General features: G+C 40.4%; 15 protein-coding genes and 2 pseudogenes. 10 read left to right on the forward strand and 7 right to left on the reverse strand.

Translation table 11 applies throughout. The annotated features are described in order from the left end of the window. Positions 1-226, reverse strand: a 226-nt coding sequence (locus QZ562_RS07025) for a Na+/H+ antiporter NhaA (protein ID WP_293758700.1), incomplete at its 3' end; no start/stop codon positions are given. A 37-nt stretch (positions 227-263) separates the two neighbouring features. Here QZ562_RS07025 and QZ562_RS07030 point away from each other — a divergent pair. Together QZ562_RS07030 and QZ562_RS07035 are read left to right on the forward strand one after the other, a co-directional pair. Continuing rightward, positions 264-596: pseudogene (locus QZ562_RS07030) on the forward strand (transposase); the annotation flags it as partial. 648 nt (positions 597-1,244) lie between these two features. Continuing rightward, positions 1,245-3,128, forward strand: coding sequence for a CocE/NonD family hydrolase (locus tag QZ562_RS07035; protein ID WP_293758701.1), 1,884 nt, complete (start codon positions 1,245-1,247; stop codon positions 3,126-3,128). Positions 3,129-3,470: 342 nt separating this feature from the next. On the opposite strand, the gene QZ562_RS07040 is transcribed toward QZ562_RS07035, so the two are convergent. Continuing rightward, entirely contained in the window at positions 3,471-3,827 is a 357-nt protein-coding gene (locus QZ562_RS07040) for an SDR family NAD(P)-dependent oxidoreductase (RefSeq protein ID WP_293758703.1), read from the reverse strand. 75 nt (positions 3,828-3,902) lie between these two features. Next, entirely contained in the window at positions 3,903-4,205 is a 303-nt protein-coding gene (locus tag QZ562_RS07045) for a hypothetical protein (protein WP_293758704.1), read from the reverse strand. Positions 4,206-4,360: 155 nt separating this feature from the next. On the opposite strand from QZ562_RS07045, the gene QZ562_RS07050 reads away from it, so the two are divergent. Beyond that, on the forward strand, positions 4,361-4,561 hold the full coding sequence (locus QZ562_RS07050) for a hypothetical protein (protein WP_293758705.1): 201 nt from the start codon (positions 4,361-4,363) through the stop codon (positions 4,559-4,561). 271 nt (positions 4,562-4,832) lie between these two features. Here the strand turns inward: QZ562_RS07050 and QZ562_RS07055 are convergent, their stop codons facing one another. Together QZ562_RS07055 and yacG are read right to left on the reverse strand one after the other, a co-directional pair. Further along, positions 4,833-5,732 (reverse strand): aspartoacylase, encoded by a 900-nt coding sequence (locus QZ562_RS07055; protein ID WP_293758706.1) that lies wholly within the window; start codon positions 5,730-5,732, stop codon positions 4,833-4,835. Positions 5,733-5,821: 89 nt separating this feature from the next. Then, positions 5,822-6,039 (reverse strand): annotated as a pseudogene (gene yacG, locus QZ562_RS07060) (DNA gyrase inhibitor YacG). A 621-nt stretch (positions 6,040-6,660) separates the two neighbouring features. On the opposite strand from yacG, the gene QZ562_RS07065 reads away from it, so the two are divergent. Beyond that, positions 6,661-6,873, forward strand: coding sequence for a hypothetical protein (locus QZ562_RS07065; protein ID WP_293758707.1), 213 nt, complete (start codon positions 6,661-6,663; stop codon positions 6,871-6,873). A 293-nt stretch (positions 6,874-7,166) separates the two neighbouring features. Here the strand turns inward: QZ562_RS07065 and nhaA are convergent, their stop codons facing one another. Then, positions 7,167-8,525 (reverse strand): Na+/H+ antiporter NhaA, encoded by a 1,359-nt coding sequence (gene nhaA, locus QZ562_RS07070; RefSeq protein ID WP_293758708.1) that lies wholly within the window; start codon positions 8,523-8,525, stop codon positions 7,167-7,169. Between the two features lie 408 nt (positions 8,526-8,933). On the opposite strand from nhaA, the gene QZ562_RS07075 reads away from it, so the two are divergent. The 4 genes from QZ562_RS07075 to QZ562_RS07090 all read left to right on the forward strand — a co-directional run bounded on the left by QZ562_RS07075 (position 8,934) and on the right by QZ562_RS07090 (position 13,306). After that, the gene (locus QZ562_RS07075; RefSeq protein WP_293758709.1) at positions 8,934-9,740 is read left to right on the forward strand and encodes a PRC-barrel domain containing protein; all 807 of its coding nucleotides are present in this window, start codon (positions 8,934-8,936) and stop codon (positions 9,738-9,740) included. 162 nt (positions 9,741-9,902) lie between these two features. Next, on the forward strand, positions 9,903-11,282 hold the full coding sequence (locus tag QZ562_RS07080) for a class II fumarate hydratase (protein ID WP_293758710.1): 1,380 nt from the start codon (positions 9,903-9,905) through the stop codon (positions 11,280-11,282). Positions 11,283-11,478: 196 nt separating this feature from the next. Continuing rightward, positions 11,479-12,966, forward strand: a complete 1,488-nt coding sequence (locus tag QZ562_RS07085) for a bifunctional 2-methylcitrate dehydratase/aconitate hydratase (protein WP_293758711.1) — start codon at positions 11,479-11,481, stop codon at positions 12,964-12,966. 133 nt (positions 12,967-13,099) lie between these two features. Further along, positions 13,100-13,306 (forward strand): hypothetical protein, encoded by a 207-nt coding sequence (locus QZ562_RS07090; RefSeq protein ID WP_293758712.1) that lies wholly within the window; start codon positions 13,100-13,102, stop codon positions 13,304-13,306. Between the two features lie 669 nt (positions 13,307-13,975). On the opposite strand, the gene QZ562_RS07095 is transcribed toward QZ562_RS07090, so the two are convergent. Next, the gene (locus QZ562_RS07095) at positions 13,976-14,203 is read right to left on the reverse strand and encodes a hypothetical protein (RefSeq protein WP_293758713.1); all 228 of its coding nucleotides are present in this window, start codon (positions 14,201-14,203) and stop codon (positions 13,976-13,978) included. 193 nt (positions 14,204-14,396) lie between these two features. Between QZ562_RS07095 and QZ562_RS07100 the strand changes: the two genes are divergently transcribed. Both QZ562_RS07100 and QZ562_RS07105 read left to right on the forward strand, forming a co-directional pair. Beyond that, complete coding sequence (locus QZ562_RS07100) at positions 14,397-15,860, forward strand: RimK family protein (protein WP_293758714.1); 1,464 nt, start codon at positions 14,397-14,399, stop codon at positions 15,858-15,860. A gap of 46 nt (positions 15,861-15,906) precedes the next feature. Then, a complete protein-coding gene (locus QZ562_RS07105; protein WP_293758715.1) occupies positions 15,907-17,088 on the forward strand; it encodes a GNAT family N-acetyltransferase/peptidase C39 family protein in 1,182 nt (393 codons plus the stop codon). Positions 17,089-17,299: the final 211 nt, after the last annotated feature.

The raw sequence follows: 17,299 nt of genomic DNA on the forward strand, positions 1-17,299 counted from the left end.
TAGTGGAGTTTGGTTGGTTGACCTCTTCAAAATTATCAACCACGTTTTTCATTTTACGTTGAAACCAAACCTTGTTGGCATAAGGACGTGTGGGCACCATCAAGGCCGCCAAAATTCCTGCCGTCGTGGCATGAATTCCAGATTGAAGAATAAACCACCATAATAGAACGCCCCCGATAAAATAAAATGAAGCCTTTCTTATGCCTAGCAAGTTCATCAATAACATTGCGATTAATGACAGCTAAGGACAGCTCAAAGGCGAACAACCTAAAAACTTGATGCGTTTTGTGGGCAATCACAGACAAGACATGCCTAAAGGCATGGCTTTCAGCTTGATTGACTATTGTGAATTAGTGGATTGCACAGGGCGCTGTATTCGAGAGGATAAAGCAGGTTATATAGAGCAACATCATAGCCCCATTTTAGCGCGCCTCGGCCTCGACTCAGAGCAATGGTTGACTCTCACTACCGAGTTCGAAAAACACTTCAGCACCGCCGTTGGCAGTGAACATATGTTGCAACAATTCAAACATCACACAAACCATCAACGTATACGAGGTATGGCAAAGGCCAGAGTCTTACTTCAACACGCCTGATCAGTCCAGCATTACACACATTCAAAGCTACTTTCACAGCCTGTGCTCAATGGCGTTGCCTGTAATTTGACTGGGAGGAGTTATTTAGCTACTTTCAACACGCCACATCCCCCAAAAGCTCAGATTTCGAAATTTAAAATCAAAAAGACAGAACATACCCATCACTTTTTGCTTGTTGATTAGGCTGTGATTGGGTAATTTATTATAATGTGTGTCTAGTTTAGATCGATCGATTGGTGTTTTTGTGCCCGTGTTTTTTCCTGCCCTGTCGGCAATGCTTTTTTTGCCTTATTTCGTAAGGCTGGTGTTATTGTCACGCGTTGCCGACTCTTTGGTGCAAGCTACTATATTAAATTATCGGTGTTATATCGCCAGAGTCAGTTTACTGCTTATTTTTGCGTTTTCCGATACTTTAAAAATGCGTAGGTCCAAGCATTGATGGATGCATTGAACCAAAATCCACAAAATCAAAGCCTGTTGCATAGCTCACGTTGATGGTTTATTTTATCAATGATTTCAAAATATTTACACCATAAGTCAGCCTATGCAGTCCTTAAAGTTCAAAGTAATTTTATAACAGCTACTTGATACTCTTTACCCTGGGAAGTCTTAGCTCTGCTATGTTGTTGGCCAAATAAAGGAATAATTATGAACATGAAACTTTTGCTTTTTATTAGTTGTTTGGTGATGAATCTTATCTTGTCTTCAGCTGCACAAGCAGATGACAAAGAAGACTACAAAGCGTTAATGGACATGGCAACTAGCGAAACCATGGTTATGATGCCCATGCGCGATGGTGTGCGTTTGGCAACAGATGTCTATCGGCCAAAAAGTGCAGTGGGTAAACTCCCTACGATATTGCTAAAGACCCCATACAATGAGAATAAGTTGCAGCGAAGCAGCCTGCGTATGGCTAAGCTTGCTATAGAAAATGGTTATGCCTTTGTTGTTCAAAATGAACGGGGCCGATTTTATTCAGAAGGCGAGTGGCAAATCCTCGGTCATCCGCGTACCGATGGTTATGACACTTTATCCTGGATTGAAAAACAAGAATGGTCATCGGGCAAAGTGGGCACCTTTGGCTGTTCATCCTCAGCCGAATGGCAACTAGGTTTAGCTGCACAAAATCATCCAGCACATACCGCAATGGTCCCAGCTGCCGCAGGCGCTGGTATTGGAAAAGTGGGCCGATATACCGAACAAGGTAACTGGTATAAAGGAGGGGTTCATCAAACATTATTTAGTATTTGGCTATACAGTGTGCAACAAAATCTATCGCCAAAGTTTCCTGATGGGTTATCGCAAGAGCAGTTACAAAGGCTGCGTAATTCTTATGACTTAGCCGCGAAGATGCCTAAGGTTGACTGGAAGAAACAAACTAAAAAACTGCCACTTGAATCATGGTTTAAAAGTATAAATGGAAATGACGGGCCTTTTTTAGAAATGATAAAACGCACTCCTGGAGATCCCGAGTGGTTAAAAGGTGGTTTGTATCACGATACAGAGGACTTTGGTGTTCCCGCACTCTGGCTTAATAGTTGGTATGACGTTTCTCAAGGCCCTAATTTAGACCTCTTTAACCACGTTACTAAAAATGCATCAGATCCCGAAGTGCGAGATAACCAATACATGGTTATTGCCCCAAATCTGCACTGTAGTTTTTGGCGAATTCCGAAATACGACGATTTAATTGTTGGCGAAAGAAATATGGGACGAGTCAAGTTGGATCCTGATACGCTTATTATTGAATGGTTTGATTACTGGATGAAAGACTTAAAGAGTGATTTCAAGAAGAACAATCAGAAGGTGAAATACTTCATCATGGGCGCCAATGAATGGCAAACTGCAGATAATTGGCCACCTAAAAGCTCTAAACCTATGACATTGTTTTTAACCAGTGGCGGCAAGGCTAACAGTCTATATGGTGATGGTAAATTACAATGGGTAAAATCATCCAGGTCTCAGCAAGATAACTATCAATACGATCCTATGAATCCTGTGCAAGCACTAGGTGGCAGTGTGTGTTGTAACTCGGGTGCTTCACTTGGCGGCTCTTATGATCAAAGAGCGATAGAAGCTAGGCAAGATGTGCTCGTTTATACCAGTGAGCCACTTGATAAAGATATTGAAGTTACAGGGCATATTGACATTACGCTATATGTTTCATCTGACGCTAGAGATACTGATTTTACTGTGAAGCTAGTTGATGTAGATCCTGAAGGAGTTGCATACAATGTGGACGATACTATTCAGCGGGCACGTTATCGCGAAGGTTATGAAAAACCGGTATTTATGAAAAAAAGTGAAGTATATGAACTAAATTTCAGTCCTTTATCAACCAGCAATCTATTTAAAGCGGGACATAGAATCAGACTTGAAGTTTCATCAAGTAAGTTTCCGCAATATATGCGTAACCTAAATACCGGAGGCAATAATTATGATGAAATTGAAGCCGTTGTGGCAAACAATTCAATTTATCATGCTGGTCAATATCAATCTCGAATTGTGCTACCGGTCAAAACACTAGAGTGAGCTATTGGCGGATAGCATCATGGTTTTGCATTGTCTATCCGCCACACATTTACCCAGTGCTCGATTAGTATATTTACCGCTCTTGTTATTTCCACAAAATTACAGAGCAGGACAGGTAATTTTATTGGGTGAAAAGCGAACGCCGTACGGCCGTTGATTTTGACTTATCCTCGACTCAAAGCTCGCTAATTAATATATACGACAGGTGTCCATATCAATATTATTGCATGCGTAATTAGGTTGCAGCGCCCTGCAAAGGAGCCGTGCCTGCAAGTAAGCCGACCATAACAATTGCACCGCCACCAGCCCAGCGCAGATAGGGAATAGCTACACAAGACATCATCAGGGGAACGCGAATATTGATATCAACCATAGCCCTACATTTGTAGGAGAGACAGTCTCAAGGTTGCCTCGGCTGTGTATACCAGCATTGTTCACCAGTACGTAAACAGAGCAAAATTCCAGCTCAACCTTGGCAAACAGGGCCAAACATCGCTCGGTATCTGCTACATCCATAGCCACGGTAAGTACCTTAGTCTGCGACGACAGTTCCTCTTTAATTAAATCCAGTGATGGTTGACCTCTAGCCAATAACACCAGATTAGCTTTTTGAGTTGCAAAGGCCCGGTCACAAGCGGCGCATACACCTGCAGATGCACCAGTAATAATAATTGTTTTTTCTCTAAATTGAACCGTCATGGCTAAACTACTTTGGCACTTGTTGAGTTAATCTAATTCATAGAATTGCAGTAATTCGCAGCATAACTCAAAATTTTATGCTTTTAAAAGCTCGTAGCTATAAACGGTACTGATTGATTGAACCTGCTGGGTCATCCATAAGCCAGCCGATGTTAATAGTGCCTTAGTCACTGCAGCGCCTAAGTAAGTATTAAATAAAACGCCCGTCTCAATGTCCGCGAAAATAAAATGGGTGTCTTTATTAATACCTTGTCTCTTTGTTAATACCTTGTCGTACACAAAATCGATATGTATTAATTTACTACTTAGATATTGAAGGTGTAAGACAGCAATAATAAAGGTAAAACTATGTCGCTCGAGAGTAATCGATATAATCAACAGAGCCCTAAATATGAGGCGTGAAGATGCTAAATGCAGCAGCCGCAAGGAGTTTATTCTTTGAATTTGGCGTGCCTGCGTTGAAGACTGGTATGTTGGCTTGAGCAGCAAAAACTTCAAAAATAACATTATATAAGTACTTTGAGAGTAAAGAAGTGCTGTTAGAAGCCTTTGTAACACAAGAAGTTGCTCGGATTCATGAGCCATCTAAAGTCGTGGTTCACAGCCAAGTAGAATATCAAAATATGCTGCAATCATTCTGTATCGACGTAGTTAATATTCCTTTTGACCCGCAAATTGTGCGCTTTGACCAGTTGATGATTAGTCAGGCATTGTCGAATAAGGAAATGTCATAGGAACACTACAACCGATGCTACTTACCAGCTGTAAAAGAGCTAACCCGCTTAATAAAAAGCGGGCAAGAGAAGTGTTACTTAAACGCTACCCAAGCCCCCGGGGATATTGCAGATATGGTTTTATCTTCTATTTCTGGGTTAAGTTATAAAAAGCACTTTTAGGTTTTTCAATCATTAAAGAAATAGTAGAAGCGAAGGTAGTCAATATGCTAAGTGTACTATTCAGTGCGAATGACTTTCCAGTGCAGGCCTTGGCTAATATTTAGTAACGTTAAATATACGTTTTTAGAGACAGTGCAAACGCAATGTTAAGGTGATAATAAGCTGACTCACCAATGAAATGCGGGAACACTCCATCTTCACCTTCCCAGTTCAGGGTTTCCCCTTCAAAAGTGAGAAAAGCCGGCGCCCCTTTATTTAATATCATAAAGTCATTGTTTTGTAGGCTTGGGTGTATCATTGCTAACTTATTTCCGGCGGGACATAAAGGAAAATAGATTTCTTCAGTTAAGCGAAAAGCATCAACAACGTCTAAATGACCCAATGTCTGCTTGTTCCAAAGATCACAAAAAGTAACGATCAGTTTGGTCATTTTTTCTGTTTGCAAGTACGCTGCGGGCCTTAGTACACTATGCGGTTGCGAGCCAACTTCAATCATAACTCCTGTTTTACCAATGGTGCATAAATAGGGGTGCTGCTTAAAAGGGATATGATCTTCAATAAGAATAATCGCTTCAGGCATGTTCGCTTTAACATATTGAGCCATTTTCTGATGAAACTCATCAGACTGCAGGATAATTAACGTCGGTCCCATATTACTTGTCGTATTGTGAATATCGATGACAAGGTCTTTGGTAGGCTCAAACTTAGGGCCAAAGGTTAAGTTAAACTCAATAGCCAGTTGATGCTCTAGATTGTCACCCTCTAACACACTCAACTTCTCTTGGCTAAATTGTCGATTTAGATCCTCTTCAACATAGCGAGTTCGTTTTTCAACAGCGAGTTTGTTCACTATAGCCAATTTAATATCAATGTCACTTGCTTGACTCAATAGCTGAGCGCGTATTTTCTCATTAGCTTGCAGGTTTTTTACATATTCTATACCAGACATTTCATTACCATGTGTACCCGCGGTAATTAAGATTTTATTTACGACGCTATGTTGTGACATTGAATGGTTTACCTTGATAAAATAAGCATATTAAAAATGGTGTTTTTTTGAATAAGAGTATTAGTTGGAGAAAAGGCAGCAAACAAGGACTAATTGTTAAAGAAGTCTTGATCTTGTTGTGCGATCATTTTCTCAATATCTTCTATATCAATATTCATATCGGGTAAAGAAGTTTCAGCATATTTATTAGCGCCTGAGGGGATAGCGTTCTCTTCGTTAGCCCGTTGGCCTAAATCGATTAATGACATCGTTTGGTACAAAATAGCCGAAACTCACCATCAGCTGACCATGTAACTTCTTTTTTCAGGCAGGTTAGTTTACTTTCATATTCTTATCTAGCTATTTGGTTGAATTGTTGAGGATATACTAACAGCAAGCAATTTCAAATTTGATATCTTCTTTGACTGAGTATAGATAAAATAAAATGTCATTTTTCATAAAATCAAAATACTTGTTGCCTCATACTTTCCATATTGACATCTATTTTATATTCTTAAGGGAGTGAAAGTCGGCTATTTTTCGTCTATTAATCAACTGTTTCTACATAATTCAGAATTCAAGACAAGCGCTTCCCGCTGTTGTGTAAACCAGCTCAGAATATTGCTTATGATGATGAACGGCTTTTATTCAAATAGACTTATCTGAGGCGGTGCTCGACTTTGTGGGGGTAATAGCTCGACGACTTCGTCATTCTTTGTATTCAGGTGACTAAGTATCTTTTGGATCACCAACGGAGTTCATTAGACACATCCCTGTGTGTAACCCTACGGGCAGCATGCGCTTTGCAAATCGGCTTTCCTGCCGATTAGTCGATGCAAACTCGCTATAACTTTAACCGCACCACCGCATTGCTCACAGGTTTCAATGTCGATGTTAAAAACCCGTTTAAGTCTTTGCGCCCAGGTCATCGATTGGTGTTTTTGCGCCCGTGTTTTTTATTGTAGGTATGCTGGAACATTATAGTGCAAAGATATGGGCATTAGTGGTTGAAAAACTAATTAGCCCATCGTCTGCTTCACGCCCTGAGCCATTCGCTATGTGTCGCAAATGTGCCAATTACGGTCGCAGCGGTGGATCGAAAAAAATTATTTTGATGGTCTGCAATGCCAATATATGGCGTATTGTTTTGGGCATCGGATGAACCTAAATTCGTGACAGGTAATGAGTTAGTGATTGATGGTGGCTATACCTGTCAGTAAAAATTTTAGCCAGAATGCAGGTTATTAATCATTCTAAATAAAGCAAATATTAGTTATTTACGTGACTACTTAAGTCAACAACCCGACAATTAATTGTATTGTCAGAATTTCTCAAGGTACAAGATTCACAAAGCCCATTTACTACTAACTTCGGTGGGCTCCTTTTTTAAGTTAGGTTTGTTTTGAGCCCCCTACTTCTGTCAAATTATTAATGTGGAAATGGTCAAACCTTAATTTATTTTCTAGACGCAAATAGCAAAAATAAGGTCCCAAGGATCCCAGCGATAATTGAACCAAATAAAATACCTAATTTGGCTTGTTCAATTAATTCAGGTTGTCCCTCGAATGCTAATGCGGAGATAAATAGTGACATGGTAAACCCAATACCAGCCAAGAAACCAATACCCACGATGTGATAAAAATCTACGCCCTTGGGTAGCCGGGCTATGCCTATTTTTAAAGATAACCAAGCAAAAATACTGATACCTATGCCTTTACCCAATACAAGACCAAATAAAACGGCCAATGTGACCACAGCATCTTTAAACTCAGGGATATCGGTGGGTATCAACATACCCGCGTTTAAAAAAGCAAATAACGGTAATATGACAAGACAGACGGGTTTATCAAGCGAGTTACCCCAGCGTATTATCGGTGTAGTGGTTTTTTTAGCAATATCTTCGGCTTCAACCGCTAGTGCGTGTTGCTCCCCACTTTCAAGAATAGTGGAGTTTGGTTGGTTGACCTCTTCAAAATTATCAACCACGTTTTTCATTTTACGTTGAAACCAAACCTTGTTGGCATAAGGACGTGTGGGCACCATCAAGGCCGCCAAAATTCCTGCCGTCGTAGCATGAATTCCAGATTGAAGAATAAACCACCATAATAGAACGCCCCCGATAAAATAAAATGAAGCCTTTCTTATGCCTAGCAAGTTCATCAATAACATTGCGATTAATGTCAATCCAGCCCATAAAAGCGAACTAACCACAATTTCCTCTGTATAAAAAAGGCCGATAACCGCAACAGCACCCATGTCATCAACAATAGCTAAGCCTGTAAGTATAATAGCGGCGGCTCGAGGAGCCTTAGTGCCTAGTAATGTTAAAATACCGATAGCAAAAGCTGTGTCCGTTGCCATAGGTATACCCCAGCCCTGATAAGCGTCTATTCCACCTATACCGATAATTAGCAGATATATTAATGCAGGTAGCACCATGCCCCCTATCGCCATAGCAATCACTAAGGCGGCGTCTTTGAGATCGCTCAGTGCCCCTACTAAACATTCATACTTAATTTCTAAGCCCAAGATAAAGAAAAATAACACCATCAACCCATCATTGATCCAATAGTGTATTGAGTGACTGATTTCCCAGTCCCCGATTGAAACTGCGAGTACCAGTTTACTTAGGCTTTCATATTGGTGTTGCCAGCCAACGTTAACCATAAGAATAGCCAGTAAAGCAGCAATAAATAACGCTATTCCGGCCATAGCTTGGCTGTTAATAAAGGCTTCTAAGGGTGATGATAGCTTAAGAAAGCTGCGTTCAAGTGGAGCATGCCTTCGATTTGCTTCTCTTATTTTGTGTTTCATAACCTTTCCTTGCAAATTTTTACTGTGCGCTGATAAAAGAGCATGACTAACACCTATAATTATATTTGGCATTCGACATAAAATTGTATAAAAAATAATAATTAGTATTCTATTCTTTATTTTTAGACGTAATAATAACACAACACGTTACAGTCAAGTTTAATGTCTTTATGATTAGAAAATTTTATCGTGGCTTGAAATGCATTCAACATATCGGTGCGCTATAATAATTCGTACACTAATTAAATTTCCGATTTATCTAAAGTGAGCTTGTTAACTATTTGCCGTTAAGGGAAGGCAATATTTTATAGTTTTTTTTGAATGCTTTTTATGAATATGACTAATGCATAGATCCATAAGTGATTTTGAAAGAAGTCGATAAATCAATTCATCAATGAGGAGAACACAATGTTAGTTAGTCTAAAAGAATTAAGCGGAAGCACCATTAAGGCAACTGATGGTGACTTAGGTCAAGCAAAAGATGTGTATTTTGACGATAGGTCTTTAACAATTCGGTTTTTGGTAGTTGATACCCAACCTTGGCTGCCACTGAGTCAAAAAGTAGTCATCAGTCCTATTTCATTGCTTGAGTTTAGTACCGATGATTATGCAATGACGGTGTCACTGTCAAAAGACATGGTGAAGAATTGCCCCAAAGTTGAAGAACATGAAACTGTATCTAGAGAGTTTGAAAAAATCTATTACGATTATTTTGGTTACGGCTATTATTGGACTGGAGAAGGTGCATGGGGAGAGTACGCATACCCGACCGCGCTATTTCATGGAAATATACTGCCTTTTGAGAATATAGAAACTAACAATTCTGAAACTGGCAATTCTGAAACTAACAATTCTGAAACTGACAATGTTGCAGATGACAACTTTGAGACAGCAAACCACTTGCGTTCGGCTAATGAGCTGGCACATTACAGCATTGATGCCGTGGATGGTAAAAAAGGTTACATCTATGACTTTATTTGGGATACCTACAACTGGTCCCTAAGATATCTAGTGATAGATACGCGAGACTGGTTACCTGGTGGCAAACACGTACTTGTTTCGCCAGAACAGTTTGATTCTTTTAATTGGGGGAATCAAACGGTTAGTTGCAATATAAGTTTGCAGCAGATAAAGGCGTGCCCTGAATATCGTTCAGATAAATTAAATGACAGTCAATACCTAGAACAAGTTAAGAAAAAACTACAGGGCATATAATGATTCGATTAAGTGATAGGTTTAATACATAAGCCGCATATGACGATACACACTTTTGAATCTGTGATGCAGATGGTCAATTATATAAAAATTTTATTAGTCGCCTTGCAAAAAAAGTATTGAAAGCACGTCATTCCATGGGCTGAAAATCAAGGATAAAACATGACAACAACAAACGTCACAAACACGAATAACCCAGTTCAAATCAGTCAGGTTTTGTATGGGGAAGAAACGGCTAAAGCGCTTGTAAATTTCACCATTAGTGAGATGAAAATGCCTCGTGCCTTTCTTTGGGCACTGGGTGAGGTGAAAAGTGCTGCTGCGATCGCCAATATGGAGCTAGGGTTACTTGAGCCAGACAAAGCGATGGCGATCAAACTTGCCGCTCAAAGTGTGGCTAACGGCTTCTACGACGATCAGTTCCCGGTCGATGTATTTCAAACTGGCTCAGGTACTAGTACTAACATGAATGCTAATGAGGTGATTGCCTCCCTTGTTGCTTTACAAAGCGAAGGAAAACTATCGGTGCACCCTTTGGATGAAGTAAATTTAGGACAAAGCTCTAATGACGTTATCCCATCGTGTATTCATTTAAGTGCAGCTACACTTATCGAAAACGAACTACTGCCTGCCCTATCCCACCTAGTTGATACTTTAGATAATAAAGCCAAGGAACATCAGGATACTATCAAAACCGGTAGAACCCATCTTATGGATGCGATGCCGTTAAGCTTTGGGCAAGAGATAAGTGCTTGGCGAGATCAGATTAACTTCATACATACCCAACTCCAACATAACTTACAAAGCGTATGTAAACTCGCTATTGGGGGCACCGCTGTTGGAACGGGTATCAACACACATCCAGAATTTGGCGCTGTCGTGACTCGCGTATTATCAGAAAGTAGCGGATTGGTGTTCACTCCAGCTGACAATTACTTTCATGCAATCAGTGCTCAAGACACAGCTGTCAGCATCAGTGGTAACCTCAAAACCGCCGCCGTCAGCTTGAGTAAAATCAGTAATGATATCCGTTGGCTGAGTAGCGGACCGTTAAATGGCTTAAATGAAATACACTTACCTGAGCTTCAAAAAGGCAGCAGTATCATGCCAGGAAAAGTGAACCCTGTGATCCCCGAAGCAGTGCTGATGGGATGTACTCAAGTGATGGGTAATGACATTACCATCACCTTGGCAGCTCAGTCTGGCAACTTTCAATTAAACACCATGTTGCCTTTAATCGGCCATACTTTGATACAAAGTATTCAACTACTAGCTACTTGTAGCACCTCACTGGCGGATAAAGCTATCAAAGGCATGCAAATAAACCACGCAAAAATTGCGCAACGTGTGGCACGAAATCCTATGTTAGTCACAGCCTTGACGAGTCTGATTGGTTACGACAAAAGTGCCGAAATTGCCAAAAAAGCTTATACAGAAAACAGAACGGTACTCGATGTTGCTAAAGAGTTGACCAATATAGATGAAGCTGTACTTATCGAAAGGTTAGAACCAAAAGCCGTTGTAGGTGACACAAAACTGTAAACACTGAGCACAGATTCAAAGATTGATGTGGTCACTTGGATGATAGATTTCCGGTTTCTTATTTATTAACGACTGAAACATAGTCAGCCATAACACTATCACCTCATTCAATATACTAAAGCACCCGTAAGTAACCTAAATGTACATTTTTAATAGAACTTATGCCAAGTCCGTGCACAACAAATAAGGATACAAAATGAACAGCAATGCAGATGTTAACAACCGTCCAGATTATGATCATGTCATTCAAGACATTGCCGATTATGTATTAAATTATAACGTCACCAGCGAAGAAGCTTTAGACACCGCAAGAAACTGTTTAATGGACACATTAGGTTGTGGATTACTGGCACTACGGTTTCCTGAATGCACCAAGCACCTCGGCCCTATAGTACAAGGAACGGTTGTACCGAATGGGGCCCGAGTGCCAGGAACATCGCTGACGCTAGATCCGGTAAAAGCCGCGTGGGACATTGGTTGTATGATTCGTTGGTTAGATTATAACGACACTTGGTTAGCTGCTGAATGGGGGCATCCATCAGATAATTTAGGCGCTATTCTGGCTGTAGCAGATCATCTGTCTCAAGTTAGATTATCGAGAGGCGAGCCACCTCTTATTATGCGAGAAGTACTTGAGACCATGGTGATGGCACATGAAATTCAAGGGGTGATCGCTATAGAAAATGCTTTCAATCGAGTGGGTTTGTGCCATGTATTATTAGTACGCGTTGCATCATCAGCGGTTATTACCAAAATGATGGGCGGCAATAGAGAGCAGATAATGGCGGCAGTATCTCAGGCATGGGTCGATGGCTCTGCTCTGCGTACTTATCGTCACGCACCAAACGCAGGCTCTCGTAAATCTTGGGCAGCTGGCGACGCAACCTCAAGAGCAGTGCGTTTGGCTGACATGTCGATGCGCGGAGAAATGGGTATACCAAGCGCATTAACCGCAGAGCAATGGGGGTTTTATGACGTCTCTTTCTCTAAAACAAACAAAGACCAAGCCCTCAAACCAGAGGCTCAACGACAGTTTTCGTTTTCTCAAGACTACGGCTCTTACGTGATGGAGAACATCTTGTTTAAGATTTCTTTTCCAGCCGAGTTTCATGCACAAACTGCTGCAGAGGCAGCGGTTATTTTGTACCCTCAGGTCAGTGCTTGTTTAAAGGATATCGAGAAAATCGTAGTCCGGACTCACGAGTCTGCCATTCGTATCATTTCAAAAACGGGGACGCTTGCCAATGCTGCGGACCGCGACCATTGTTTGCAATACATGATTGCGGTTCCATTGGCATTTGGCAATTTAACCGCGGATCATTACGAAGACAACTTTCACAATGCACATCCCATCATCGATGAACTTCGTGATAAAATGGAAATTGTCGAAGATAAGCGCTTTACCATAGAGTATTTAGAAGCAGATAAACGCTCTATCGCCAATGCTATTCAGGTTTTTTTTAAAGATGGCAGCAGCACTGAAGAAGTGGTCGTAGAATACCCAGTTGGTCATCGCCTTCGCCGTAAAGAAGGCATCCCGCTGTTGGAGCAAAAATTTAAATCTAACCTAGCATCTCGTTTCCCAAGTCAACAATGTCAAAAGATCTCAACACTTTGTAAAGATCAAGGCACACTTGAGGTAACACCAGTAAACCTTTTTATGGACTTATTTGTTATCAGTTAAGTTTAGGAACTATTTAATTGATACAGATAACGGCATTAATAACGCAGTCAATTGTTACTGCTAGCCGTCACATAAAGCGTTATCAGTAGGCAACAAAACCAGAACTAACCTAACTAGACCAATAGGATTTAATATGTCTGATCAAGATGAACACAGTATTGCGACCTTTGCGGCTTTAAAAACCGCCATAGCCAATGGTGAAGAGTTATTGGTAAAAGAATTGTTAGCTAATCAACCGATGCAAGAGCTTGAAAAAAGCTATCTCATTGACCTAGCTAAATTAACCAATAACCTTTATATCATTAAGCTACTTGAAAATGTTCCGTTATCAAATAAGTGAAATTTGAATAGCCGATATGGCATCGGCTACCATAGAATCAACATAATCGATTACGAATTCGGAACCACGTGCTAACTGAACTCGCCTAAATCATCTTTATTATGGCTATTGCGATAGCGACAGTGTGGAAGTCATGCCGCTATTTAGAGGAAGCATGCCACTATTTAGAGGAAGCATGCCACTATTTAGAGGCAGCATGCCACTTCGTAGCAATCTGTCATATGTTGCCTGTATAAGTCAAAGGCTCTAACGGAATGTTAGTAGGTGTTCATGGCGAGTTTGAAATTGGTCTGGCGGCCAATATTAGTTAAGCAGTGTTCAGTATCTTGATCATTCCTGAGACCTAGGTATTTTTTCGATCCGGTTCACTTCATATGGTTCGCAAAGTGCTGAATAAGGTTACTGAATATTGCCGATTGCGTCATATGCATTTTTGGACCTTAAGCTACTGCATGTATTAACCAACTTCACACCCTTGAAACTTGTGCCAGCAATTCGTACACCAGCCTACTTAGATAAATTGAAGAGACAAAAAACTCCGAGTATGGAAGATGTCATCGAATATATGTAATTAGAGGCGTAATTAGAGGTGCAATTAGTAGTGCAATAATCGTGTCAAAAGACCCCATATATAAAAAATTGCACCTTCAAAGAAAGTGCAGTTTTTTATTATTTGGGTAACTTGGTAATAGGCTGAAACCCTTCGGATTCTAACTCGTCATTTATACAAGTTAATAGGAATTCGTCCATCGCTGATTTACTCGTTCCTTCTTCATCCGCAACTTCTTTACAGTATTCTTTATATTCCATAATAACACCTGCATCGGCAACAGGAAGGTCTTCTGCTAACCCAGATGTAGCAAAAATCAAGCTTGCCACTAGTAATGTGTATTTCATAAAGTCTCTAAATTAATATGTGTATCGAGCTGCTAATTGTATGTAGCTAAGGCATAAATGCGAGCAAAAAAAATTGTTCTTGAAGAGCAATTTATTTTGCTCGAGTACGCTTATTTTTATCTTGATATAATGCAAGTAAAGACTATATTCCGCGCGTTATAAACCCTAACTTTTCTTCTATTTGGAACCAAAAATGATAACGACATTAATTGTTGTTGACTCACCTGATGAATTTAGTCAATTAGATTTGCATGATTTTGAAGTGATTGATTTTGATAGGTATTTATCTGAATATCCCAAACGTGATGAGGGCAAAATGCGTGTCATTAATTTGTGTGCCACGGATAGATATTTGAGTAAAGGGTATTACTGTTCTCTTCTGGCCGAGGCAAGAACTCATAAAGTGCTGCCTAGCGTCAATACCATCAATGATTTGATCATTGAGAGCCAAGAGCAATCTTTACAAATGAAAACGATTACCTTGCCAAAAGCGCTAAGCGACGAGGTCTCAGACGGCAGCCATTGCGAGGTGTTCTTCGGTAGCGCAAAAACACCTTCTATGAGCGCAATTGCAAAGTTCGCGTTTGAGCGTTTCCCAGCACCGTTCTTACGCGTTTCGGTAAGTAAACAAGCTAATGCGACAATGATGACTGTTGGTTTTGGTGATTGGCAAATAGCTGAAACCAGTGGCAAAGCCGAACTGGCGAAAGCGTTACATGACTATATGTTAAAGACGTGGCGTCGCGGCAATAAGAGAAAGCCGGCTCGTTGGGACATGGCTATTTTGTGTAATGAAGACGAAGCCAGGCCTCCAAGCGATTCAAAAGCCATCAAGCACTTTATAAAAGCGGCAAAGCTGGTTGGTATTAATGCCGAAGTCATAAATTCGACACAGGCAGCAAATATCGCACATTATGATGCTTTGTTTATACGTGAAACAACGGCTATTAATCACCCTACGTACCATATTGCTCGAAAAGCTGAGCAAGAAGGTTTAGTGGTTATGGACGATGCGACTAGTATTTTGAAATGCTGTAACAAAGTGTTTTTACATGACGCGTTTAGTTATCACAAGGTACCTTCGCCTCGCAGTCATTTTGTATCAGATAACCATACCCTAACGTGCGAAAAGTTAGCTGAAGACTTCGGTTTCCCCATGGTATTAAAACTGCCGGAAAGTTCATTTTCAATGGGCGTATTCAAGGTCAATGACGTTGAAGAACTTAAGAATAAACTAGAAAAAATGTTACATGAGTCAGCATTAGTTTTGGTGCAAGAATACATTTTTACTGAGTTTGATTGGCGAATTGGTGTATTAAATGGTCGCCCTATATATGCCTGTCGTTATCATATGGCGAGAGGCCATTGGCAAATATATAACCATGATTCAAAAACCAATACGTCAGGTGCGTTTGAAACATTGCCAACGTTTGAAGTACCAAAGCTAGTGCTTGATGCAGCGGTTAAAGCGTGTTCAATGATAGGAAAAAGTTTGTATGGTGTTGATATTAAACAAGCTAATGGCAAAGTGTATGTCATTGAAGTCAATGATAATCCGAGTATTGAGTCGAAAGTGGAAGACTTATATCTTGGCAAAGAACTGTACATGATCATTATGCAAGAGTTTGCTAACAGGCTAGAAGCACGTGGTCGCTAATACGCTGGTCATTTCTGCGCATAATATTCAACTACGGCTGGCAACTATGCAAGATTTAGATGCTTTAGAGAACATCGAGCTTGAGTGCTTTGAAAATGACAGGTTGTCGCGCAGGCGCATAAGTTATTGGATAAAAGCAGCGCATGGTATTTTAGTTTTAGCTCAAAAAGCTGATCAGGTATTGGGTTATGGTCTTGTGATTTTGCGCAACGGCAGTCGTTCAGGGCGCTTGTATTCGCTTGCATTATTGGCAAAAGCAAGAGGACAAAACATTGCGCAAGCACTGTTGCTAAAGCTTGAAGAATTGACGATAACGGAGCAACGATTATTTATGCGTCTGGAGGTAGCACAGGACAACCTCACGGCTATTAAAATGTATAAAAAATTGGGTTATCGCAAGTTTGGTATCTATCACCAATATTATGAGACAGGCGCAGACGCACTGCGTTTCCAGAAATCGATACAGCAAACGACGATGGCCAGCAAAGTGGATTTCTACCCTTGGTACAAACAGACCACAGACTTTACCTGTGGCCCAAGTGCTTTGATGATGGCGATGAAATATTTGCATAAAAACTCTCGATTTGATCAAGCGACTGAAATCGATATTTGGCGTCATGCAACGACTATTTTTATGACCTCAGGGCATGGCGGTTGCCACCCGTTAGGGCTTGCTTTAGCCGCTCATGAACGTGGATTTGAGGTTGAGGTTTACTTAACACAAGTTAATAACTTGTTTGTTGACGGTGTCCGCAGTGAGCATAAAAAATCAATTATGCGCATTGTGGAACAAGATTTTATTGAAAAGGCCAAGGACGCAGATTTACGAGTACATAAAACTGAAATACAACTGTCGCAAATTGAGGCGGCATTGGCGAAAGGTTTAGGTGTCATTTGTCTTATTAGCACTTATCAATTTAATGGTAAAAAAACACCCCATTGGGTTGCGATAACCCACGCTGATGAAAGGTGTTTATATTTGCATGATCCAGATGGTAGTGAAGGTTTTTATAATGAAATAGGCACGAGATTGGATACTAACAATAAAAGTGATGTCGGTAAAAGCGAAGATATTGATTTAGATTATCAACACTTACCTATTCTAAAAGAAGACTTTGCGTCACTTTCGGTTTTTGGAAAAAGTAAATTACGAACCTGCTTGATTATAGAACCAGGTAAACAAATTGTTGACTCAATCAGAGAGGCAAAAAATGCGTTTCTTCAATAACAAGTCAGAGACTGTTGTATTTGCAGCGAAAATTAATTTAGGGGGAGCCAAAACTCAGTTTGAAAAACTATTTTTGATAAACCGTTTTTTGATAAACTATTCATAGTACAGACTTATCGAGATGCCTAAAGGCCACCTATTAATTTTTGATTACGGCGTATTGGCATCTTGGAGGGTTAAACCAGCTTTTCATGTGCTCTATTTTGAAGGT

Source organism: uncultured Paraglaciecola sp., assembly GCF_913058035.1.
Taxonomy (GTDB): Bacteria; Pseudomonadota; Gammaproteobacteria; order Enterobacterales; family Alteromonadaceae; genus Paraglaciecola.

What these genes read in the sequence shown, in the direction of transcription:
- nhaA (WP_293758708.1), bottom strand. Translation starts at nt 8,525, where the DNA reads ATGAAACACAAAATAAGAGAAGCAAATCGAAGGCATGCTCCACTTGAA.
- QZ562_RS07100 (WP_293758714.1), top strand. Translation starts at nt 14,397, where the DNA reads ATGATAACGACATTAATTGTTGTTGACTCACCTGATGAATTTAGTCAA.
- QZ562_RS07085 (WP_293758711.1), top strand. Translation starts at nt 11,479, where the DNA reads ATGAACAGCAATGCAGATGTTAACAACCGTCCAGATTATGATCATGTC.
- QZ562_RS07040 (WP_293758703.1), bottom strand. Translation starts at nt 3,827, where the DNA reads ATGACGGTTCAATTTAGAGAAAAAACAATTATTATTACTGGTGCATCT.
- QZ562_RS07055 (WP_293758706.1), bottom strand. Translation starts at nt 5,732, where the DNA reads ATGTCACAACATAGCGTCGTAAATAAAATCTTAATTACCGCGGGTACA.
- QZ562_RS07105 (WP_293758715.1), top strand. Translation starts at nt 15,907, where the DNA reads ATGCAAGATTTAGATGCTTTAGAGAACATCGAGCTTGAGTGCTTTGAA.
- QZ562_RS07095 (WP_293758713.1), bottom strand. Translation starts at nt 14,203, where the DNA reads ATGAAATACACATTACTAGTGGCAAGCTTGATTTTTGCTACATCTGGG.
- QZ562_RS07090 (WP_293758712.1), top strand. Translation starts at nt 13,100, where the DNA reads ATGTCTGATCAAGATGAACACAGTATTGCGACCTTTGCGGCTTTAAAA.
- QZ562_RS07075 (WP_293758709.1), top strand. Translation starts at nt 8,934, where the DNA reads ATGTTAGTTAGTCTAAAAGAATTAAGCGGAAGCACCATTAAGGCAACT.
- QZ562_RS07035 (WP_293758701.1), top strand. Translation starts at nt 1,245, where the DNA reads ATGAACATGAAACTTTTGCTTTTTATTAGTTGTTTGGTGATGAATCTT.
- QZ562_RS07080 (WP_293758710.1), top strand. Translation starts at nt 9,903, where the DNA reads ATGACAACAACAAACGTCACAAACACGAATAACCCAGTTCAAATCAGT.